At 47.7% G+C, this 22,730-nt stretch carries 19 protein-coding genes; 2 read left to right on the top strand and 17 right to left on the bottom strand.

Going from position 1 to position 22,730, the window contains the following annotated elements; all coding sequences use genetic code 11:
* Window positions 1-206 precede the first annotated feature (206 nt).
* Window positions 207-2,237, bottom strand: coding sequence for an alpha-amylase family glycosyl hydrolase (locus tag ACYP03_RS02665; RefSeq protein WP_459778374.1), 2,031 nt, complete (start codon window positions 2,235-2,237; stop codon window positions 207-209).
* A 276-nt stretch (window positions 2,238-2,513) separates the two neighbouring features.
* Between ACYP03_RS02665 and ACYP03_RS02660 the strand changes: the two genes are divergently transcribed.
* Window positions 2,514-4,088, top strand: coding sequence for an EAL domain-containing protein (locus ACYP03_RS02660; RefSeq protein WP_459778373.1), 1,575 nt, complete (start codon window positions 2,514-2,516; stop codon window positions 4,086-4,088).
* A gap of 39 nt (window positions 4,089-4,127) precedes the next feature.
* Here ACYP03_RS02660 and ACYP03_RS02655 read toward each other — a convergent pair whose 3' ends face one another.
* The 6 genes from ACYP03_RS02655 to ACYP03_RS02630 all read right to left on the bottom strand — a co-directional run bounded on the left by ACYP03_RS02655 (window position 4,128) and on the right by ACYP03_RS02630 (window position 9,933).
* Window positions 4,128-5,744 (bottom strand): methyl-accepting chemotaxis protein, encoded by a 1,617-nt coding sequence (locus ACYP03_RS02655; RefSeq protein WP_248139719.1) that lies wholly within the window; start codon window positions 5,742-5,744, stop codon window positions 4,128-4,130.
* A 159-nt stretch (window positions 5,745-5,903) separates the two neighbouring features.
* Entirely contained in the window at window positions 5,904-6,473 is a 570-nt protein-coding gene (locus ACYP03_RS02650; protein ID WP_248139717.1) for a pyridoxamine 5'-phosphate oxidase family protein, read from the bottom strand.
* A 25-nt stretch (window positions 6,474-6,498) separates the two neighbouring features.
* Window positions 6,499-7,194 (bottom strand): DUF4336 domain-containing protein, encoded by a 696-nt coding sequence (locus ACYP03_RS02645; protein WP_248139715.1) that lies wholly within the window; start codon window positions 7,192-7,194, stop codon window positions 6,499-6,501.
* Window positions 7,195-7,336: 142 nt separating this feature from the next.
* On the bottom strand, window positions 7,337-8,374 hold the full coding sequence (locus ACYP03_RS02640; RefSeq protein WP_459778371.1) for a DUF2955 domain-containing protein: 1,038 nt from the start codon (window positions 8,372-8,374) through the stop codon (window positions 7,337-7,339).
* Between the two features lie 11 nt (window positions 8,375-8,385).
* Window positions 8,386-9,444, bottom strand: coding sequence for an HlyD family secretion protein (locus ACYP03_RS02635; protein ID WP_459778370.1), 1,059 nt, complete (start codon window positions 9,442-9,444; stop codon window positions 8,386-8,388).
* A 6-nt stretch (window positions 9,445-9,450) separates the two neighbouring features.
* The gene (locus ACYP03_RS02630; RefSeq protein ID WP_248141603.1) at window positions 9,451-9,933 is read right to left on the bottom strand and encodes a MarR family transcriptional regulator; all 483 of its coding nucleotides are present in this window, start codon (window positions 9,931-9,933) and stop codon (window positions 9,451-9,453) included.
* Window positions 9,934-10,206: 273 nt separating this feature from the next.
* Between ACYP03_RS02630 and ACYP03_RS02625 the strand changes: the two genes are divergently transcribed.
* Window positions 10,207-11,886 (top strand): Hsp70 family protein, encoded by a 1,680-nt coding sequence (locus tag ACYP03_RS02625; protein WP_459778369.1) that lies wholly within the window; start codon window positions 10,207-10,209, stop codon window positions 11,884-11,886.
* Window positions 11,887-11,942: 56 nt separating this feature from the next.
* On the opposite strand, the gene ACYP03_RS02620 is transcribed toward ACYP03_RS02625, so the two are convergent.
* From ACYP03_RS02620 to ACYP03_RS02575, 10 genes are all read right to left on the bottom strand, one after another.
* On the bottom strand, window positions 11,943-12,809 hold the full coding sequence (locus ACYP03_RS02620) for a hypothetical protein (RefSeq protein WP_459778368.1): 867 nt from the start codon (window positions 12,807-12,809) through the stop codon (window positions 11,943-11,945).
* A gap of 17 nt (window positions 12,810-12,826) precedes the next feature.
* Entirely contained in the window at window positions 12,827-13,525 is a 699-nt protein-coding gene (locus tag ACYP03_RS02615) for a hypothetical protein (RefSeq protein ID WP_459778367.1), read from the bottom strand.
* Window positions 13,526-13,856: 331 nt separating this feature from the next.
* Complete coding sequence (locus tag ACYP03_RS02610; protein WP_459778366.1) at window positions 13,857-16,715, bottom strand: J domain-containing protein; 2,859 nt, start codon at window positions 16,713-16,715, stop codon at window positions 13,857-13,859.
* Window positions 16,716-16,717: 2 nt separating this feature from the next.
* Window positions 16,718-17,485 (bottom strand): DUF1266 domain-containing protein, encoded by a 768-nt coding sequence (locus ACYP03_RS02605; protein WP_459778364.1) that lies wholly within the window; start codon window positions 17,483-17,485, stop codon window positions 16,718-16,720.
* A gap of 474 nt (window positions 17,486-17,959) precedes the next feature.
* Window positions 17,960-19,138 carry a glycosyltransferase family 2 protein gene (locus ACYP03_RS02600; protein WP_459778363.1) on the bottom strand — a complete coding sequence of 393 codons (1,179 nt, stop codon included), beginning with the start codon at window positions 19,136-19,138 and terminating at the stop codon, window positions 17,960-17,962.
* Between the two features lie 58 nt (window positions 19,139-19,196).
* The gene (locus ACYP03_RS02595; RefSeq protein WP_248139700.1) at window positions 19,197-20,531 is read right to left on the bottom strand and encodes a hypothetical protein; all 1,335 of its coding nucleotides are present in this window, start codon (window positions 20,529-20,531) and stop codon (window positions 19,197-19,199) included.
* Window positions 20,532-20,554: 23 nt separating this feature from the next.
* Window positions 20,555-21,193, bottom strand: a complete 639-nt coding sequence (locus tag ACYP03_RS02590) for a tetratricopeptide repeat protein (protein WP_459778362.1) — start codon at window positions 21,191-21,193, stop codon at window positions 20,555-20,557.
* 8 nt (window positions 21,194-21,201) lie between these two features.
* Complete coding sequence (locus tag ACYP03_RS02585) at window positions 21,202-21,822, bottom strand: sigma-70 family RNA polymerase sigma factor (RefSeq protein ID WP_459778361.1); 621 nt, start codon at window positions 21,820-21,822, stop codon at window positions 21,202-21,204.
* A 6-nt stretch (window positions 21,823-21,828) separates the two neighbouring features.
* Entirely contained in the window at window positions 21,829-22,461 is a 633-nt protein-coding gene (fliP, locus tag ACYP03_RS02580; protein ID WP_330959716.1) for a flagellar type III secretion system pore protein FliP, read from the bottom strand.
* Between the two features lie 29 nt (window positions 22,462-22,490).
* Window positions 22,491-22,730 carry a hypothetical protein gene (locus tag ACYP03_RS02575; RefSeq protein WP_459778359.1) on the bottom strand — a complete coding sequence of 80 codons (240 nt, stop codon included), beginning with the start codon at window positions 22,728-22,730 and terminating at the stop codon, window positions 22,491-22,493.

Below are 22,730 nucleotides of genomic sequence, written 5' to 3'. Positions count from 1 at the left end.
CCAAACGGCCACAATATTAAACAGAAGGCATAAAAACAAGTGTAAAATCAGTCACTCGGGATGAAATTGCTTCAGCGCAGGCAATGGTGTGGAAGTCGGCGTGTATCATTTGAGGCTGAAAGATAAGCCAGAAAAAAATAGGAATCAGCCCCGCAGCATTCACTGCAGGGCTGCCAGAATAATCACATTGAGTTAGTCACTTTGAATCAGTCACACTGAGAGACCATGACTTGCTCGGGCTGGCCCTGAGCATCAAACTGAAGGCTCCAGACATACCGGCCGGCTGCAGGCAACAGCGCAGAGGTATCTTTCCCGTAACTGCCTGTTGTCAGGACTGCTGCCTGCCCCGGCGTCAGTTCCAGTCCCTCTGCGGTATATTGCGGCGACCAGTCTTTGCTGGCGTACTGCATCCGGAAACTGCCCGCCAGTTCGCTGGTGATCACCTGATACAGATTCTGCCCTTTGTAGCTCATCTGACGCCGGGCCACATGTTTCCAGCCCGAATCGGTGAAATCCCCGACAACGAACAACGTTTCATCCACCGGGCCGGTTTCGGCTGCATTCGGCAGATCACACCGGGCCATGCGGCCGCTTCCTTTCAGCGCTGTTCCTGCTTCCACTTTTGCCAGAACAGGAGAAACCGGTAATTCTACGGCCAGGAAACGTGCCTCAAAACCGTTCAGCGGGATCTCATATTTTCCCGCTGACGGTGTAAAACGCTCGCCCGTCATCAGATCCGTTAATTCGCCTGCCGACCCCAGTTCACCCGTTGTCAGTGTCCAGTGCGCTGTCTCTTCTGTCGTGCTGACCATATAAATCAGGGTATCGGTTCCCTTTTCTTTCCGGTCAACATAGACCCGCTCATTCGCCAGCACACTGATCCTGTCACCTTCATACAGCGCCGGATGTGATGCCCGGAGTGCCATCAGACGGGCCACAAAGGCTTTCAGGTCAGACTGTCGGGCATTCAGCACAGCCGTCAGTCCCTCTATTTTCGCGCTGGAGCGGGCAACATGGTCATCACACAAACCCTTCACCGCACAGGTACTGTCCGGTGCTTTGTCGGCGAAATCCGGCACTTCATCTCCGATTTCATCCCCGTAATACAGCGTGATCGGGCCGCTGTACGCAGCAAGGAAAGACATCACGGCTTTATGACGCTGCCAGTAGGCCTCATCTTCCGGCTCTGCAATTTTGCCGCGCTGTAACAAATCACCAAACCGTACCAGATCGTGATTGCCAAGCATCAGATTTGGCTGTGCATGGCTGGGATACAGACTGTGCAATGCCATGCCCTGCGCCAGCCAGTTGCCCCCTTTGCCACCCTGACTGTTTTCATTCACAGCAAAGGTTTCCACCAGCCGGTATCGCACCGGAAAATCGAATGCAGAACACAACGCAGGCATGCCTTCAGGGCCATAACCGGTCTGATTGATGTAGTTCTCGTTATTCCAGATTTCCGCGACAAGATAGCCCAGCGGATGGACGGCTTCTCCTTCAGCATTGCGATAAGTCACCGACCGCGAAGTCTCATCAACGGTTTGTCTGATTATCTGCCAGGCTTCAGGCGGGACCTGATAAGCCTGATCCAATCGCCAGCCGTCAATTTTCAAGGTTTTGATCCAGTACTCAGCCACCTCCTGATAAAACGGCAGACTTTCTGGATAACGCACCGGGTTACTGCCGCCCACGGGTTTCTTTCCTGTCGGAGAAGGCATGACATTGTCTTTGTGATGACCAAAAACACCGTCAAAGAACACATACATTCCCCGGGCATGCGCCTGATCGACCAATTCCTTTGCCTGAGCCATCGAACCAAAACGCGGATCAATGGCGAAGTAATTTGTCGCATAATAGCCGGTTGCATCCAGCCGGTCGGCCCAATGGTCCTGTCCTTCGAGTGGCTTGGAATCAAACACAGGCGTCAGCCAAATGGCATTCATGCCCAGCGACTGAATATAATCCAGAGAATCAAGAATACCTTTCAGATCCCCCTGATGATGACTGGTACCGTACCCGGTCCCGTGACCAACTGCACTGTCACCATCGACAAAACTCTCGACCATAACCTGATAAATCCGCAATTGACTGGCTTCTGATGCCGTCCCGGATTGACAGGCATAAGGAATGCCCGGCAAAGCGCCCGCCCCTTCAACCGATCCGGAACCGCCACAGCCGAGCAGCAATCCGGGTAACGCCACTGCCAGTGCACCCAGAATTAAATTTCTGCTTTTCACTTTTCTCTCCCTGTGAGGTGACTCTTATTCAACGTCATTATTGAGAAAACGGATGCGGAATAAATCAGCCCTGAATGATTTTTCAACGGCGTAGACGGGGGGATGGAGAAAAAATAGAGCACACCGGATGTTGACAGAGATCAATTAATTACCGGAATATCAATGAGAATATTTTTACCTAAATTTAACTTGGCAAAACATTTACATCAAGAATTATAAAGATAACAATCAATAATAAAACAAATCAAAACAACAGCCTCTATTTGTCTGAATCCTATGAACACAACATGTAAAGAAAATGATGAAAGTCCGCCGAAAACATCTGTAAAGTACTCGCTGATCGCTTCATTGCTCGCATGCTTCATTTTGGCTGTCAGTTTTGGCGGCATTTATTTGCATGCAAGAAACAGTCTGCAAAGCATCGTTGCGGAAAAAGAAGCCATTATCATGTCTCTGCTTCAGAACATCATTGATGAAGCCGTGAACACAACCTATCAGGCTTCGCTTTTACTCAAAGCACCTTGCAACAGCCAGACAACAGACCAGTTAAAACGCATTGCCACGCTCGCACCGAACATTCGCTCAGTGAATCTGATCCGGGATAATTACATTTACTGTTCATCTCTGTTCGACCGGGAATTGCAAAAAAGCGAAAAAACTTATTTTCAAGTTGAAGACAGAGTATTCCTCAAAACACACAATTATTTCAGTCCCAATGAAAAAATTCTCTTCATCAGCCATCAGCAAGACGAACGTTTTGCGATAGCCAGTATTGATATTCAAAATATTAAAAAGCTGCTCAACACCATCGGCAACCATATTCCTCTGACGATCACGCTGAATAATCATCAGAACGTCACCTACAGCACCGTTTTTTCCCCTGAGACCAGCGGCACACAGATAACGCTGAACTCCGACAACGGGCGACTCAGTATTAGTTCCGTCCTCACTGAAAACATGTATCTGAGCCATTTGGCAGATACATTTTCGCTGCCGTTAATACTTAGTCTGATTGTCGCAGCCTCCGCCGGAAGCTTCTTTTATCAGCACCTGAACCGCCCACTTTCTCTTCGGGAAGAATTACATCGGGCGGTCTCCAGTGATGATTTCAAGCCACTGCTGCAACCGATTGTTAACCCGCAGGGCGAAATCTGTGGTGCGGAAGTCCTGCTGCGCTGGTATCACCCGAATCAGGGTTTCATCATGCCAGACCAGTTTATTCCGCTGGCTGAAACGACCGGGTTGATTCATGAAATGACGTCACAGGCACTCAGCAAAATCCAGAATCACCTTGCTCAGAATCAACAGCTTCTGCCGGACGGGTTTCATCTGGCCATTAATATCAGCCCGGGACAATGCAAAGGCCTGGCGTTTTATGAGGACTGCCGGCACTTTCTATCCGCTTTCCCGAATGGCAAAGTCAGACTCATTATCGAACTGACCGAGCGCCAATGGGTTCAGGACATCCAGCAGGCCGCCCTGCTGTTCGAAAAATTGCATGCACTGGGCGCACAAATAGCGCTGGATGACTTTGGTACCGGCCACTCTTCACTCAGCTATATCAATCAGTTCGATATCGATATCATCAAGATTGATAAAAGCTTTATACGCCAGATTGGCTCGGTCGACGTGCCAAGCCATATCGTGGACAACGTGCTTGATCTGGCAGAACGGCTGAACATTGAAGTTGTGGCCGAAGGCGTTGAAAACCGGATTCAGGAAACGTATCTGAAAAAACGTCACATTCAGTATTTTCAGGGATATCTGTACGACAAACCCCTGGCACCGGAAATTTTCATCGAGAGATTACAGCGACAGTCCAAGCAGCAGCACTGCCTGGCTGAAGAATAAACAGACAGGGGAAAATCCCCTGTCTGCCGGAGAGTCACATCAAACTTTAAAGTAAGCCAGATGCTGGTTCAGAACTTCTGAGGCTTCTGCCATGGCCTGACTTTCTTGCGCCAGATTCATAGACGCTTCTTTCATGGCATTGGCAGACAGATGAATACTGCTGACGTTTTCATTCATCTCATTTGCGACAATGCCCTGCTGTTCTGCTGCCGCCGCAATCAGTACAACCCGGTCTGTCGTTTCGTTCAGATCGGCAACCATGGTGTCAAAAGTCGCCCGGGTTTCCAGCGCAACATCCACACAGGAAGCCGCCTGATGATGACTGGACTGCATGGTCTGGCTGGACTGCTCAGCAATCTGCGTCAGGCGGTCAATACTGGCTTTCACTTCTGAGGTAGACTGCTGGGTACGGCTGGCAAGATTTCGGACTTCATCTGCTACCACCGCAAAGCCTCGACCCATTTCACCCGCTCTTGCCGCTTCAATGGCCGCGTTCAGTGCGAGCAGATTGGTCTGTTCAGACACGTCCTGAATCACGTTCACAACCGCATGAATTTCTTTCACGCCATTCAGCAATTGATTCACCAGGCTGTCCGCTTCCGTAATGTTTTCAGCCACCGACTGAATGTTGTCACTGGTCGCTTTCATCTGAATGCTGCTGTCATGTGCCTGCGACGACACGCCTTTTGTCGCTTCCGAAGTACTTTCTGCGTTTTGTGCGACATCATTGATTGTCGCAGACATTTCATTCATTGCCGCAGACAACTGCTCCAGCTGAAGATGCTGGGATTCAACACTGGATGCCGTTTCCTCGCTGGCCCCGGCAATCCGGCTGGCCATATCACGGGAATGGGCCGCCGATTCACTGGCCACTTTGATCGCCGACTGTAATTTATCCAGCATGCGGTCGACTTCATTGCCCATCACACCCAGCTCATCTTTACGGTTTTTCCTGAGCCTGACTTTCAGATTGCCATCCGCAATATCGTGCACTTTCTCCACCAGCGCATTCAGTGGGGCCACAATATCACGAGCCAGCACATATCCCACTAAACCCAGCATAAGAATCGCAATGACAGCAAAACCAGCCTCTTTCGCCAGACTGAGATAAAACGCATCCTGAATATCTGAAACCAGAATGCCGGAGCCCAGAATCCACTCCCACTCAGAGAAATACATGACATAAGAGATTTTATCGTGCAGGCGACCGTCCGGAGACCGCCAGGTATAATCCAGGAAGCCCTGTCCGTCCGAGGCCGCAATCTGAGCCATTTCCTGCCAGTGGAATTTTCCTGAACCGTCACGAATGGTCGACGCATCAGCACCGTTCAGCTCAGGTTTCAAAGGATGCAGGATCACTCTCTGACGAGGATTGGTGATCCAGAAGTAGTTGTCACCATCATAACGCAGCTGCTCAATGGCTTGCTTCGCCATCGTCTGTGCCTGTTCTTTCCCCAGCACACTCTCTTGTCCCGCAAAATACTGAACAATACTCTGCGCCGTTTCGACCTGAGCCCGCAATTTATCCTGCCGCTCCTGAAACGACGCTGAGCGTTGTAATGTCAGGTTATAGATACAGACAGAGACGATAATGCCTGCTGCAATCGCCACAAGCAGCTGTAGCTTTATTTTTATTGAGATGTTCCCTAATTTCACGCTGTCACCTTGCCGTAATAAGCAACAAAGTGACTATTGTGACTCAGAAAATCGCCAGATTTGTTATCTGAAATCAAAGAAAAAAGAAAAGCATACCCTTAAGCAATCTCGCAAAATAAGTATATGCGAATACGATCATACAATGTTGTAACTATGTAACTAATCTTCATCCTCAACGAGTGCTGCCCGCTGCACAATCTCAGTGGGGAAACCATCAATGCTCGACTGGTTTTTTTTACGCCAGTACCTTTTGATACCATCCGGACCATGCTTATCAGCCCAATCGTCAAGCTGGTGGCGATCACTGACAAAATCATAATAAGGGACAGACATGCCACATGATGTCTGGACACGCTCGATATCCTGAATAAAGATCTGCCGGGCACCAACATACTCCGGAAACAGGGCAATATATTCCGGCCACTCTGCGTCTCCCGGGTGCAACATTCTGGCCTCACCATAGGTCCGCAAAATCAGCGGCGCACCTTCGAAGGCACAAAACATAATCGTCATTCGTCTGATCTTTAAGATATGCGCCGCAGATTCATTTCCGCTCCCGGTTAAATTCAACCAGGCAATTTGATTGGGGCCAAGCACACGAAGGCTGTCACACCCCTTCGGTGAAATATTGACACTCCCGGTCTCAGCCGCCGTGCCAACAAAGTAAATCTTCTGCTGCTCAATAAAATCGATGTGCTTATCAGTCAGCGCTTCAAAAAATTTACCCATTCCATTTTCCTTTTGTTTTCAATCACTACTGCACAGGCTTCAGCCATGAAAAAGAGCGCCGTAAAAAATCAGTCGCTTCACTGGTAATCATTTCACCATGTGACAACACAATCACTTCAGGTTCCCAACGCAGCATCTGCTCAAGATGTTGCCTGGCTTCAGCTTTACTGAACGCGAAACTCAAACGCCAATCCAGGGGTGTTTTGCCATGAGGTGCCATCACACCGGCTCCTTTTGCAATCAGTCGTTGCCAGGGCTTGAATGCATCTGAGGGGAAGTTTTCGATCAAGTCCGTCAGAATCAAGGTGCGGCTGGCCTGGTGAAAAAACACACATTCCTGCATCGCTTTCGAACCGGTAAACAACAAGTGCTGAATCTCAGGCTGCCAGGGATACATCTGCTCTGTTTTCAGCGAAGCATGAAACACCAGATCCTGACGTTTCTTTATCACCTCATCAGTGCCATAAGTCAGTGCACCGGGAAAAGCCTGCTGCCATTGTTCAATGAACAAGTGATGCAGGTGATTCGGGGCAATCAGATATGCCACCTCACCCAATTCACTGACTCGCTGAATCAATTGTGGCGTCAGCTCAATCGGACTGTGTATCCAGAGCTTGCCGTCCGGCAGCACAACCACAGTCATTCGTGTCGTATAAGGCAACGTGAAAAAAGGAACAGCCTTACCATCAGCAATCCAGACTGACTCGTTGAGCGCGTACATGGTTTCACCTGAGCGACATTTATATGAGCCCAGAATCATAGCACTATCAGGATAAATATCGCCAGAAAATCTGAAAAGAGATTATAAAAACAGATAGTTAGCCTGGAGGCGACTGACTCATCGCCTCCATGGGGAGCAATAATTAAACCGGTTCGAATCGCGTGGCTTCAAAACTGTTCAGGATGCGGTGGACCAGATAGGTCACCAGTAAGGTTGCGATGATCGCGAAAAAGATACTGCTGACACGATAAAGGGCGCTGAATATTAAATCATTCCCGGGCGTCAGATACTGACCAAACAAAATACCCAGTGTTGTCAGTCCGCCGAAGCCCGCACCTGAGCCGCTGGACTCTTTGACGTGCATATAGCTGAAAATCATCGCCCCAATCCATAGCAGCGGAATAATCAGCACCAGCATATCTGCCCAGTCATAAAGAAACAGCTGACCGGCGACCCCAAAGCTGACCCCGAGCAAGGTGCCCATCGCCCGCTTTCTTGCATACCCCAGAGCCCCGTTCCAGTGCATCGGAAAAAGTAATAACAAAGTCGTTGCCTGGGCAGACATGGAATCATTGAGATCGAAAACCTGAAACACCAGAAACGATAATGTTGCGATACTGGCCCCCATCAGGGCTTCATGCCGCATCCGGTGAGACCCTTTGGGTTCTGCCGGACGTGGCGGCGGCTGACGAGGTTCAGCATCCGGAATCAGAAAGGTCACCAGATAAGCAATAATGACCGACAGGACGCTGGCCAGCAGGTTGCCGAAGATCAGTTCATTCAAATCCACGCCCGGATAACTGGCAAAATGCAGCATGATACTGAGGCTAAGAACACTGTTTGCTCCGAAAAGAAACAGCGGACCTTTCGACATACACGCAAATTTATAAAGAAAAAGCACAAAGGCGATCAGGGTCATCATGCCGGGATGGCCGCCAAAAAGGCCGCCCAGAATTCCCACTTCCAGCCCGCAGACGATTGCTGCTGCAAACAACTGCCGGGCAGCATGCACACTCATCACCGGCACCATCCCCAGGAGCAGCATGGGTACGACGGTAAAAAACACGCCGTAATTCCAGCCAAATAACTTACTGATGGTGAAGCCAACCGTGGCGCCAGTTGCGATTCTCAGACATTGCCGGAAATCATTTTCCGACATGGGGTGATCCCATAACTTCATGGCGCCTCCGGTTAGTAAATGTAATGCAGCGTACTCAGAAACTTAATCTGCGCCCGGGCAAACCAGGCAAATATGCCGTTTTCAGGCACCAGCTGGACTGTCGCCCTTGCACCTGCAGGTAATTGCGCCGGGAAATCACCGTCTACACTGAGGTGCAGGCGCATGCGTTGTGCATCCCGTACCCACCGGTTGGACTGTGTTGGCGCGGCAAGACGGCCATTGGCATCAAACTGCCCCGAACTGACCCCTGCATCCAGGCTGCTGATACGGGCATCAAAAACCTGGCCGGGCTGGCTGTCAAACGCAATCAATGCCTGACTGTTGTGCGAGAAATGGCGGAGACTTTTCTCACGGAAATCCGCGATGATATCCACGTCATCAGAAACCAGCGCGACCAGCGGGTTTCCGGATACCGCATAAGCACCTTTTTCCAGTTGCAGGTTGGTGATCACACCATCGTGTCTCGCTACAACCCGGGTGTAAGACAAGTTCAGTTCAGCCTGTTCAAGCTGGTTCTTCGCGACGCGTATGTTCAGGTTACCTGCCCCCGTATCGCCACGGCTGACTTTCAGCTCTTGCAAACGCGCTTCGGATGCAACCAAATTCGCTTTTGCTGCTAACGATGCACTTTGCGCATCATCGCGTAACTGACGTGACGTACCGTTGCGGAGAAAAAGGGTATTGAGGCGGTTTGCTTCGCGCTCTTTCTGCTGCAGCACAGCTTCGTTGGCTTTCACATTCGCCTGGGCAGCCTGAATTGAGGCATCCAGCTGAGCATTATTCTGAGTTACCTTTTCCAGTTTCAGCCGTGCCTGCTCAACAGCCAGTTTGTATTGGGCCGGATCAATATCAAAGAGGATGTCCCCTTTGTGTACAGCCTGATTATTGGTGACGTAAATATCGGTAATCTGACCGCTGACACGCGGAGCAACTTTCGTGACAACACGTGTTGCCATCGCCTGAGGGGTCAGCGGCATGGCCAGATCGGCCATCAGGAAATAGCCGAAGACAAATACAAACGCAAAGCAGGCATATTTTATCCAGCGCGCAAATTTCTGATCAGGGGTCATAGGCTTTTACTTCTCCGGTGATGATTGGTCAGTATCCTGACTAAGAAAATCGAGCGCGTTATGGGCAATCTGCTCCAGAATCAGGCTCAGCATCTGAGACTCCTGATCATTGATATGGTTGAGCAACCTGCTCCGAACCTGCAGAATCCGGGTTTCCATCTGACTGATCAAAAGACGCCCTTCATCGGTCAGACTGACAATGCGGGCCCGTTTATCCGTCTCGCAGCAACGACGGGTCACCAGTGATTGATCTTCAAGATGTTTCAGGGTGCGCATCAGTGAAGCCAGCTCAATTTCCAGCGCCTCTGCCAGCGTCTTCTGGCTCACGTTGTCTCCGAGCCGCTGCAGCTTCCATAACGCTGTCCAGCGAGGATACGTCAGTCCCAGAGGGGCCAGCTCACGATCCGCCACTGTTTTCCATAACCGGGATACCCGGCCTAACTGCTCTGCCACGGGCAAATCCCGAAGAATATTGACATCCTGAACCATCATTCACCGCCTTAATTACTTAGCATGCTAAGCAATATAATAATATAGTTAGCAGGCTAAGTAAATTATTTGTGCGTTCAATCACACATTTCTTGTACAAGCATTCTGAGGCAACCGCCGTCTTCATGGTGGCGCAAAGGACATTGCTGCGATGAGAAATTCAGAAGCAAATGCGGTTTACTCAAAGCATCACATCTTTGAAATCAATGCATTGGCGATAAACTGAACTCTTGCTATTCTGCATGTTTCATGTGGCAAGCAGTGGATGAAAGTGTGATTAAGAACAATGAACTGGCCATCGGCATTGATTTAGGCACAACAAACAGTGCCATTGCTGTCTGGCGTCACGGAAAGCCTGAGCTCATTCCCAATGCACTAGGAAGTTATCTGACCCCATCTGTAGTCAGTATTGATGAAGCAGGACAAGTCCTCATTGGCGATGCGGCGCGCTCCCGCCTGATCACACGTCCGCAGGAAACTGCCTCAGCCTTTAAACGCTACCTGGGCACAGAGAAAACCTATCAGCTCGGCAAAGCACGTTACACTCCGACTGAACTGTGTTCATTAATTCTGCGATCCCTGAAAGATGATGCTGAAACCTTCCTCGGTGAAAGTGTCAGAGAAGTGGTGATTTCTGTTCCGGCTTACTTCAGTGACCAGCAACGGAAGCAGGTACATCAGGCCGCTGAGCTGGCCGGATTGATCGCCGTCAGACTCATCAATGAACCCACAGCCGCCTGTCTTGCATACAGCCTGCACGAAACCCATGAGCGTCGTTTTCTGGTGTTCGATCTTGGTGGCGGGACCTTTGATGTGACGGTTGTGGAACATCAGGATGGTTTTGTCGATGTGCGTGCCTCCGCTGGTGATAACCAGCTCGGCGGAGAAGATTTTACCCGTCAGCTCGCTGAATATGTAATCGATCAGCTGAAAGCAAACACGAGCGATCTCAGTCTGTACGACATGGCTAAAATCGTCAGTGTGTGTGAAACAGCGAAAAAGCAAAACGATCCGGACTTCATCATTCGTCTTGCTGAGCCATTTAACCGGGACATTTCCCTCACTCCCTTTCAGCTGGAAGAGATTTGGAAAAGCACCCTGTTGAGATTATCTCAGCCATTGCGTCGCGCAATGAGTGATGCCCGTATCAGTACAGAAGACATTGATGAGCTGATTTTCGTTGGCGGAGCAACCCGGCTTCGTCAGGTGCAACAACTGGCGACACGCCTGATTGGGCGCTTCGGGCAGAATACACTCGATCCCGATCTGGTTGTCGCCATGGGTGCGGCTACCCAGGCAGCCTGTCGTTTGCGTGACGCAGCAGTTGAAGAAATCGTCCTGACTGATGTCTGCCCTTTCAGTCTGGGGATTGCTGCCAACCGGGATGGCCAGACAGATGTGTTCAGCCCTATCATTGAACGGAATACAGTCATCCCGACATCCCGGGTAGAACGCTTCAGTACAGCCTACGATCAGCAAACCAAAGTTCGCATTGCCCTGTATCAGGGCGAACGTTTCTGGGCGCGTGAAAACATCTTCATCAGTGATTTTGAGATTGAAGTACCGGCCAACCGGGCCGGAGCCGAATCTATTGATGTGCGCTTCAGTTACGACATCAATGGCTTGCTGGAAGTCGACGTCACCATTTTGTCCACGAACACCACGATCCAGAAAGTGATTGATCGGACACCTGTCGGCATGAGCGATGCCGACAAACGCGCCAGCCATGAGCGGCTTGCCAAGCTCAAATCACATCCGCGGGATAAACTGCCGAATATTGCCCTGACAGAAAGGCTCAACAGGCTGTATGAAGAAAAACTGGCCCATGAAAGACAAATGGTCGAACAGCTTATTCTGCACTTCACACAGGCTCTGGAAAGCCAGCATGAGTCAACCATCAACGATGTGAGAAAAAACATCGAGCAACAATTGAAGATGTGGGGATTTCACTAACACACTGAAAACGTGCCAACAAAAAAGGGGAATATGATGGCATATTCCCCCTTTTTTCAGCATTGCGTTGTAAAGTTTTGAAGTGTCGTTTCTGGCTTAGGATACGCGATGTACCACGAGCGAATATCCTTGATGATTTGATATCCGCATTTCTCCTCAATGACTGTACCCCGAATGGCTTCTACCCCAGCATCATTTTCTATCAGGAAGGTCTGCTGCTTCGATTTCGCTGAAGTATACTTTCCACTGAGCTCATTTTTAATGATGTATATTGTCCCCTTTAGCATAGAAGATAATAATTGTGCTAACTGTTTACGATCGCCATTTAAAATAGCATTTCGTTGCGATTCATCTAAATGAGGTCCATAGACCTGAATCAGATTCTTGTACGTGACATCAGTATTATCTTCATTTGGCAACCATACAATCGACTTCAAAGACAGCTTATTCATGTCAGTATTACTGAAAAATATAGGCTTGACTCTGAACGTCTGAGTCATTTCCGGTGCGACTTGAAATAAAGACGTCCCATACTCCCCAACCAGTTCTGCTAAAGGAATATCTTTGGTTACATCAATGAGCGGTAAGATTTTCTGGTTGGCTTTTTCCTGTTCCTGAGCCAGTTTTTCAGTTCTTTGGGACTGAATGATAGCGGAATGAGTACCGACTTGTGCCAGCAACCCGACAACTCCAGCACCTCCCTGGTACATCATCGGCGTCGAATCCACTGAATCATCAGGCAGGTATACGCCCCGCATATCAACGAATGTGGCATCCTCAAAACTGAACTGAAATTCAGACTCTGAAATGGTGCTATTCGACAGCTGATTGGTATATCTCGCATAGTCATCCCGGTAAGGGGTACTGCCGCACCCCACCAGTGAAACCGCGGTTAACGTCAAGAAGAATTGATATAATCTCATTTGTTAACCTTGCTTGCTTAAATCGCTTGTTGAATATTATGTTTCACATTTTCAACAGCCTGATAATAGGACATTGTTACACTTGGAAAACTCATCGGTTCATCCCAATTACCCTTCGGCTGTACTTTTTCATTAATCTCTAAATACTGAACATAAGCATTTGTGTTCAGATCAACGGCATATAATAAACCGCGTACATAGCCTTGAGGGTCAGTATTCGGGAAATAATTGCTAAAGCTACGATATGCGCCATGCTGAGAAATCTGCAATACAACCAGTACATCCAGGTTCATCGTTTGTTTAAGATTCGTAAAGTCTTTCTGTGCATAACCCAGCCCCTTATCTGAATCTTTCAGATCCTCAATATTCATACCCAAATCAACCAGTTTTATCTGATTGGAATTTGATGCATACTCAGATAGGACCAGATCTTTGATTTTATCCAGTTCTTCATTCGTTAATGTGCTTTCCAGATGCGTATCGAGATCACTTGTTAATGCCGAAGCAACACCGTAGCAAAGCAAACAACTTGCTCCAAAAATATGTGTTGTCGGCTTGTCCGCTGGCTGAATATAAACAACACCAATTTTCATATCTTTTGAAAGCAGATTTTTATCCAATTGGACAGCTGGCTGAGGCGTAACCGCACACGCAGACAGAAAAAGAGCAAAACAAAAAATGACAATCCCTTTCAAATATTTCACTGTTGTTTTCATTATTTCCCCACTATTTGAACAATAATGTACATCACTTATGCACATCTTTTATCTTCACCACATGAACTATTTGCCAGGTTGAAAAATTGAACTCACCACTGATAAAAAACACCTTACCCAGCAGTGGAACATTAGAAACACCCGTCAAAATTCTGACAGAATTTACTTGATTATCTCAGTCTAATCAATTGAATTATCTGGAAATTATTTATCAAGACAGTTTTTGATGAAAATCTATGCAATCTTTTCAAACGCATGTTCTATGCAACATTTATTTTACAATTTGCCGCCACCAAATAAAAAAGAGGCCATTTGGCCTCTTTCCTGTGGTTTATCTCTTTTTCTCTTTTAACCCAAGCACCTTACGTAAGTTTACTATCCGGGATTTCACAACTCTTTTCTCCCACCCCCCATTTGCCAGCAGATCGGTTAATCCATAGGTGGTTGAAAAAAGCGTCACTATCGTCACAATCGCACAAAACAAAGATTGAGAGCTCTGAGCAACCCACAGCACGGCCCCGGAATAAAGGACAAACTTATATTTATTCCGTTTTTCAATCATTGCAGATGATATCTGCCATAACAGATAAACAAAAAGCGGGGTAAAAAAGAGTTTCGCAAAGGATCGGCCTGAATGGCTGAGGTGAAAAATGTCTTGCTTCCCTAGCTCACCAAATGTGGAAGGAAATGAGAACAGCCAGGCGGTACAAAAGACGACCAGCAAACACAGCAAGTTTATTTTGCTGAATGCCACAGCTTTTTTACCTTTCACCTGAATATCCTGTTCAAGCCGACGCTGATACATCGCTTCTAAATGCGCAATAGCGACATCCGTAGTCTCGCGTTGCAGATCCGTTTGTAACTCACGCCGATGCGAGAACATCTTCAACGATGAAAGATCGTACCCTTTTTCGCCCAGCCCCAGATGAAGCTGAGTCAGCAAGTGATACATCGGGTAGTGGAAATTCTTCGCCTCATCAACCGGAGAGTAATCCGCCATCTCTGCCGGAGGGATAAACCACGCTTTATCTTTCGTCAACAGAGCATGCATAAAGCCTGGTTCAGTAACCAGATAGCTTTCTTGTTCCAGCCCTGTCTCAGCTCTCAGCCGCAGCAACGACTGCTGCTGCCAGGCAACCACATCCTCAAAATGCGGGTGTCGGTCCAGCGCCGCAGCGGTAAGATTCCAGTAAACAATCGCCTCATCGAAATGCTCACGCTCCAGTAGACGAGACAGGGCGCAACAGGCTGCGACCTCTCCGGCTTTGGCCAGTTCAGTTAATTGTGGCTGATCACAGGTCCGCGTCAGCAAAGTGATTTGAGCATCAACAATGGAGCGGAACACAAACTGTTCCGGATGTTCATCCAGTGCCCGGAGCGCATCAGGCAGATAGGTCTGCGGTTGTGCGGCAAACGGAAGTAATTTGGCAAAGGGTCCGTCCCGTTGTGACTCAGGCAATACTGGTAATGCATCAATAATTGCCTGTCTGGCCAGACCCACTGGTGACATGTGTGTGAAACAGAACAGTGTCCACTCAAACATGCCTTCAAAAGGTCTATCCTGCCAGCAACTGGACAAACGGAAGTCCGGATTTGCACATCTGAAAAAGCTGAGTGAGTCCGCATACATGGGATAAGACGACACTTCCCAGAGCTCTTCCCGGACCAGAATTTCCTCATCCATTAACCGGTCAAACCAACTGTCCGGAATAACAGGATGACGGATGACACATTCCAGCCATTCTGCCTTTGTCTGGGAGTTGACTTCATCACCCGTCAGAGGCTCCACATCAAAGAATGCATCTGTTTCGTAAGACGAAAGTTTCTGCCGCAGCGACAGGCAGCCCGTTTGCAAGGCCAGTTTTTGCTCAATCCAGTGCAGTGTCAGCGTTACCAACCGCGTTGAATCTGCGTCAGTTTCCGCTGTGGAGAGCTGCTTCCTGAGACTTTCGATCCAGGCCCAACTGCCTGATCGGCCCGCCCAAAAGGCTTTCACCATCAGTGCAGGCAAGCCGTCCAGCCCGGCAAAATCAAGCCGGTGATTAAACGCCGGATGATTATATTCAGTCAGCTGCCCGAACAACCAGTCAAAAAGCCGGCGATCAACATCTGACTCAGGCGCCGGAAATAACCTGCGTTCCGCACGCCAGTAAACCGGCGGTAGCGGCTGCCACTGTTGCCGCAGGAAGGCATAACATAAGGCCAGCATGTTCTGATTACCCAATGTGCGCTGATACTGTATTTCTGCCACTTCTGCAAAGGCATTCAGGGTCAGTAAGCGGTCAGTCACCTGATCAACTGCTTCTGCATGGCCCAGCCGGACACTAATTTCCCCAATGACTTCCCATTGCTCGATTGCCAGACTCTCAGCAGGTGATGCAATCAAGCGCTCAATCATCTGGCCTGTGATTGTTTCAGGGTAAGTATTTGTGGCCAGGAAAGCTTGCAGTAAACTGACCTGATACTGAACTGACGGCAGCACCAAAGCCGGCATCGGCTGATGCACCACTTGCCGCAGAGCTTCCGTATCCCCGTACCCCAATGCAATATGGAAAGGACGCAGAAAACTCAGCGCTGCACGCTGTTCAGCGCCGGACAAAACACTCAGATGTGACAGGTCAACGGACATTTCCTGTTTTCGCCAGCTGTTCAGAAATTCTCCGACTTCGCTTTGCTGCTGCGTGCCGGTAAGCAGCAACTGCCAGCTTAACCCTTGCCACAACCACTCAATGACTTCGCCGGGCAACCAGCGATTTGCCAGAACAATGTCGACAGCTGCATCTGAGATATGCTGTTGCTGAGAAATCGACAACATCTGAATCTGTTCAATCCAGCTCAGCCACTGTTCAGGCTGAAAACGACGTTCCGGATCTGACAGAAGTCTGTGGAGCGCTTCCTCAAACGGTTGATGTGGATCCGGTTGTCTCTCAGACACACCGACTTCCTGTACCGCCTGAGTGTCAGCGGCATCTTCAATCGACAGTTCCAGTACTGTCTCCGGGACCGTTTCCTGAACGTTTTCTCTGGCCTGATTTAAAGACACCAGCGCTTTCTCATACGCTTCACGGACCCGCTGAAATCCTTCCGGATCATCTTCAGGATGGTGCTGTCGCAGCTTTACTCGATAGGCTTTTTTAATTGCCTGCGCATCGTTCGTTTCTTCTATCTCGAGGATGTCCCACACACTCACGCTCAGTCCTCTTTTTCTTCGTTCAATAATGCCGCCAATGATTCAGGCACCCGAATTTCCGGTAAGGCCGTTTGCCATGCTAATGCCGGAATGGGAATATCCGGGTCCGATTCAATCGTCTCAAAGAAATTACTGACCCCAATATTGAAACCGTTATTCAGCAGGTAAGGAATATTGACCAGATCATCATCATTATCATTCATATATTCCCAGTAATTTCGCCCGAAAATAAAACTTTGAAGGTACTGTTCCCAGCTGGAAAAATGATGTTGGATCTGACGACACAAATAATTCAGCAGAAAAGCAAACTCTTCCTGAGTCACCTGCCCGACGGCATAACCGGCCCGGGTCAGAAAAGATCCCCGGCAATAATCCCACGCCCTGAAGCCAGCTTCGCCTACATGACGATAGACAACATCCACATAACGCATTTCTGCCTTCGCAACCTCGCTCTCCACCCCGTCAATCCGGCGCAGCCATTGTGCATTCGTCATACATGCGCGTCGGCTGAATTCATGACTCCAGATACTGCCATGAACATCAGCCATGGCCAGCTGATGAATCATTTGATGCCATTCGCGACGACTTTCAATATTCCAGGAGTTCGAAAAACTTTGAGCCCATTCTTCAAGACCATCCTGAGTCCTCTTCATTCCGGGAATATCGTAATCGTACATTTCCCGGTTATAACTGATTTGTGGCGAAGTAATTGCTAACCACCACCGACAATGTGGCAAATTGGCATCAAAAGTATACTGGGGTGAAGGCATTCCCGTTCCCTGACAATATTCAATGAGAACAGTAGAATAGCTTGATTCGTATTCAGCGCCAATGAAGGTTTCAGGTCAGGTCTAATTAAAGTGAGGCTGGTTAGAAAAAGAAGGATTCAGTTTAAGGTTCTGTCCTCCGTGTCCCTGAAATTTCATCATGCTCAACCGAAAACCAATCTGTCGTTCCGAATTCAAAGACAGGCAGCGAGCTATTCGCGACGCCGGATACCCAGAAAAATCATGTGATTCAGAAATAAAAAAGGCCGCATCATCGATGCAGCCAAATCAAAAAATGCTTCAATTAATCATCTTGTCGTATTCAGGAACGGACATCCTCATCTTTGATAAAAATCATTTTAAAATTTATTCTTTGTGACCCGTAAATCCTGAATGATACGTTCATTAAACATGACAGAGTATTTTACCTCACGCTAAAGAACATACGCCGTCATTCAATGCGAATTCAATTTCTGTTTACGACCGGGTTAACCACATTTTCTTTTTCCCCATCAGTTCATCCAGATAACCCAGGACATTGGGAAACCACACAATCAGCTCCAGCAACATGGTGGCAAAAGCGATAGACAGCAATCCCCGATGGGTCTGAGTGACCTGATTTCGGTAATGCCGTGCATAACATTGATAAAGCAGCAAATAAATGAGCAAAGTAAAGCAGCCCAAGACCAGTGGTAACAGAATATTCAGATAAATCAGTACAGGAATTAACAGTAAACCCGGCGGAAAAATATACTGAAGTGTGGTGATTAAAAACCAGGGGGTCGAGGCAACACCAGACCACGGGGATACATGCCAGGCTGCTGAAAATGCTTCCACTCGACCCCGGGCCCAGCGTCTGCGCTGATTAAATAATCCGGAGTGCGTCACTGGACACTGCGTTTTCGCCACGGCCCGTGGCGCATAACCAGTTCGGTATTGATGTGCGATGGCCCGCCAGCACCAGGCAATATCTTCAACAAGCCATTCACTCCAGCCACCGATTTTTTTGACGACTTCAGCACGGTGCGCGACAAAGGCTCCTGCCAGTACCGGCACCATGCCAAGCTTATCCTGTGCACAGCGAATCGCGCCGTAATAACCAATATGTTCATAATGCTGTAATTTCGCGAGCAGCGAACTTTGGTGATTTTCCGGGACAATGTAGCCGCAAACAGCAGCATAGCGTTCATCACTCCAGATCTTTCGGGCTAACTCCAGAATACCGTCAGGCTCAATGTAAGTGTCACTGTCGACCACCACATAGATCTCCCCTTCGGCTAACCCCGATTCAAGGGCATAATCCAGCGCATATCCCTTGCGCCCTCCGTTTTGCTCCCGCCGCAAATACGCGTAGCGATGCTTCCGGGTTGTTTTTAACCAGAACAGCACCGCCGCAGAGGCATCATTCGTTGAACCATCATCAATCAGCAACACCTGAATGCGACTCGGGTAATCCTGCTGTTCCAGCTTGTCTAATGTTTTAATCAGCACAGACTGCTCCTCATTAAAAAAAGGAACAAACACAGTCACAGCAGGCAAGCATTCAGATGGCAGTTCCTCCGGTTTCCGGATGAGATAAGTCAACAGCAGGATGATTGCCATCAGGCAGGTGATCGCTGATGAGGTGATGATAAGAATTTCGATAAAGTCACGCATAGTTCACTCGGTAAGCCAGCATCTATTGTTGATTGTCATCAGGCGGGATGCTGACAAATCAAATCATGACATCCAGATAGGCCAGTGCTTCATCCAGCACTTCACGGTAACCGTCCAGATTGATATCACCACTGACGTTTCGGAGGTTACGAAGTTTCAACTCCAGTGTGGGCACATTGGTCAGCGGCAAACGGGAAGCACAGATTTTTTGACACCGCCGAATGTGTTCATCCGTGAAACCGAAATCAAAGGCTTTGAACGCCTGATTCAGCGGCTCAAATGAAGTAGGGATACCCTCCTTCAGTAACCGAGGAAACTCGTCCTCAAAATTCAGCCCCACCCATTTGGGCGCGCGCCAGTCCGCTATATCACCATCATATAAATCGTATTCCAGCGTATCTTTCTGAAGATAAGCAAGAATCGCGTTCTGAAGCGGCATTGCAGACGCCTCATCGAGCTGGTCGATCTCTTCCAGCGTTAAACCAAACATCAGTAACGAAGCACGTTTCAGAGAAGATTCCCAGATCCAGTCGAGCTTATCGTAAGTTTCATCAATCATCTCGACCGCTTCATCAATATGATTGATATCAAAAATGCCCAGAAAATCGACAATATACGCAACCAGCTCATTCAGGATGAACCTGTTTTCTTCCCAGACCGGAATTTTCCCGCTTGCAATCCAGCAGTTTCGGAAATCACGTAAAAATGAACTTGAAGCGACGTCAAAAGGCACACCATGAATACTGAAATTACTGATGGCCGTTGTCCCGACAGAAAAACGATTCATAAATAAAATCGCCAGATTATCTGAAACCTTCCGGATAAATTTCTGAATGATGAAACACGGTTTGGCATCTGCAATTTCAGGATTATGCGTGACCAAAAAGTTCAGTATCTCTTCACGCGTTAAATTCATCGGATAAAGATGGGCAACCCGAACAGGGATTTCTCTGGTAAGCAGACAACCGTGATCAATTTTCCTTTCCAGCGGCACCTCATCTAAATCGTACCCGGCTTCCAGTGCGGACTCGAGATTGATTTCTTCCATCTGATCGGTAAATGAAACGGATAAGGGTTTAATGGCATCTGGAATCAATCGCGAAATGGCTTCAAGGTAAATCACTTCGATCACGGCATCTGTAATGATCAATCCACCAGTCGAATAGAAATGCCGTTCCTGATTGACCAAAGGGGTCGGTCCGACGCCTTTCACCAGCCCGCCATTCACAATCGCACAGCGACCAGACCCCAGCATGCCGTAGCGATCCGCTCTCCCTTCCAGAAACTCACCCTCTCCGCTGACATGATAATGAAATGCTTCAGCATCAACCGATGGTGCTGACCATAAATGAATACATGATTTTTTTCTGAGCTGAACCGGTACTGTTTCCATCCAATTACCCTCTCACGCCTGGTTTAGTCATCTTTATAAATCGATAAGAGTGCATTGACATCTTTCAGTGAAGTGGCAGGAACGTCTTTTGAATGTTCCTGATGGCTGAGAGGTGACGCGGCTTCATTCTGTGCGGATGTCTGATCGGCTCGTCGGGAAGTCCTTTCCGCAGAAGCCGACTGCTCAGCTTGCGCATCTGAAATCATTTTCTGGAATTGTTCCGCTAAATTAAAAGCATCCGTGTTTAAATCTGGATACGTTGTATTTTCTGCCATAAAGGCCTGAAGGAATCGAACCGCTTCGGTATAGTTTTTCCGCTTCGCTTCCAGCAAGGCAGCCGTAAAATTCACAAAATAAGGCAAGTCGCCCCAGAGACTTTCAGCCTCAGAGAAGTCTCCTCGCCAAAAGTAAGCAATTCCTAATTGAAATTTTGCCAGCTGATTTTCTGGTTCATTGAAGATCACAGTTTTATAAATATCGACAGACGCTGAAAACATGCCAATTTGATTCAGAATGGCGGCATGAATTAAATTCAGGGCCTGATCGGGCGTATTGTCTTTATCAACTCGTTTACAAAGCTCAAGTGCAGTCACGAGATCTTGATTGTGTACTGCATGCACGGCTAACCCTAATATTTCTTGATAATTTAATTGATTATCCATCGTTGATCCTATGAATTTAACTTTTTGCTGAGTTCTTTCAGTGCACTCTGATGAATTTGAGAGATTCTTGAAGGCGTGCGTCTCATCCGGGCCGCTAATTCTTTCAGTGAAACTGCGTTAAAATAATGTTCTAAGATAACTGTCTGCTTATCATGGCTGAGTTCTGAGAAGTATCTGTCAATATAAATGAATGCTGCCGCCTCATCATGTTCCCCCTCATCTCTGTTACCATTCAACCTGGCAGACAAAGTATAAAAACCAGGAGATTCCTCAATCATATCTGTGCCGGAAACATCTTCAGCATGAATACTAACTTTCTTAAAGAGATAACTGTTTGACTTCATCAGACACCGGTTGATTTCATGATACATATACGTAAAACAGTAGGATTTCAACGAACCTTTTCTGGCATCAAAATGGCTCAAGGCATCATAAAGTGCGATGACGGCGATATTCCTGTAATCATCAAAATCAATCTCGTGATTATATTTATGTTTCATCACAAATTGCTTCGCGATAATGTCACACCAGGGCAGTAAAGACGTGACATTTTCCCAGCTGACAAGCTTATCTTTCGTCTTCTCATCATCAGATTCGGGTGCCGTATTGAGCTCAATGACTTCATTCATGAAAAATCAAAAGCCTCTGATCAGGCTTCCAACCAGTAAAGTCCAACCATCAATCAGAACGAAAATGAGCAACTTAATCGGAAGTGATATGGAAATGGGCGGCAACATGATCATACCCAAGGCCATCAGGACACTTGCAACGATGAGGTCGATCAGGAGAAAAGGTAAGAAAATCACAAATGCAAATTGAAACGCGGCCTTCAGCTCACTCAGCATAAAAGCTGGAATCAGAGTGGTCAGTTCCAGTAATGTCTCATTCTCTGCCTGCTGACTGTTCAGACTTTTTACAAAGTAGTAATCCTTCTCTGAAGTCTTTGAAATCAAAAACTCAGAAAATGTGTCAATCCCTTTTTCAATCGCTTCCTGCTGAGTGATATCACCAGACAGATACTTATCGTAAGAGACGGATTTTACATCCTGATACACTGGCGCCATGGTAAAAATGCTCATGAACAGCGCAATTGAAATCACAACAATATTGGGTGGTGTTTGTTGTAGTCCCAAAGCTGTTCGTAACAGAGAAATAACGATGACATATCTGGTAAAACAGGTTGCGGATACCAAGAGCACAGGTATAAAAGCCGAAGCAGTTAATAAGAAAAATGACTGAACAATTGGATGCGTAAGATCGATATCCATCTAAATGATGTTCCCGTTGAACATAAAAATTAACTTTCTATTTTTTGAGATACTGAAACAGATGTTGAGTTTGAAACAATAAAATGTTTACTTCCTTCATACTCAATCACAAATATTTTAGTCTTATTATCTAAAAACGCCTTTTCCAACACCCTGACTTTACTATTTAATTTCCCCTCATTATGAGCATTCTTCCTTTTATACCAGGTCACAAGAATCAGAGTCAGAATCAGGAAAATAATCAGCAGGAAATATCCGGGGGTGAGCAC

This window comes from Photobacterium sp. R1 (assembly GCF_054600795.1).
The sequence above is the reverse complement of the archived record's forward strand: the minus strand, read 5'-3'. Positions and strand labels throughout refer to the sequence as shown.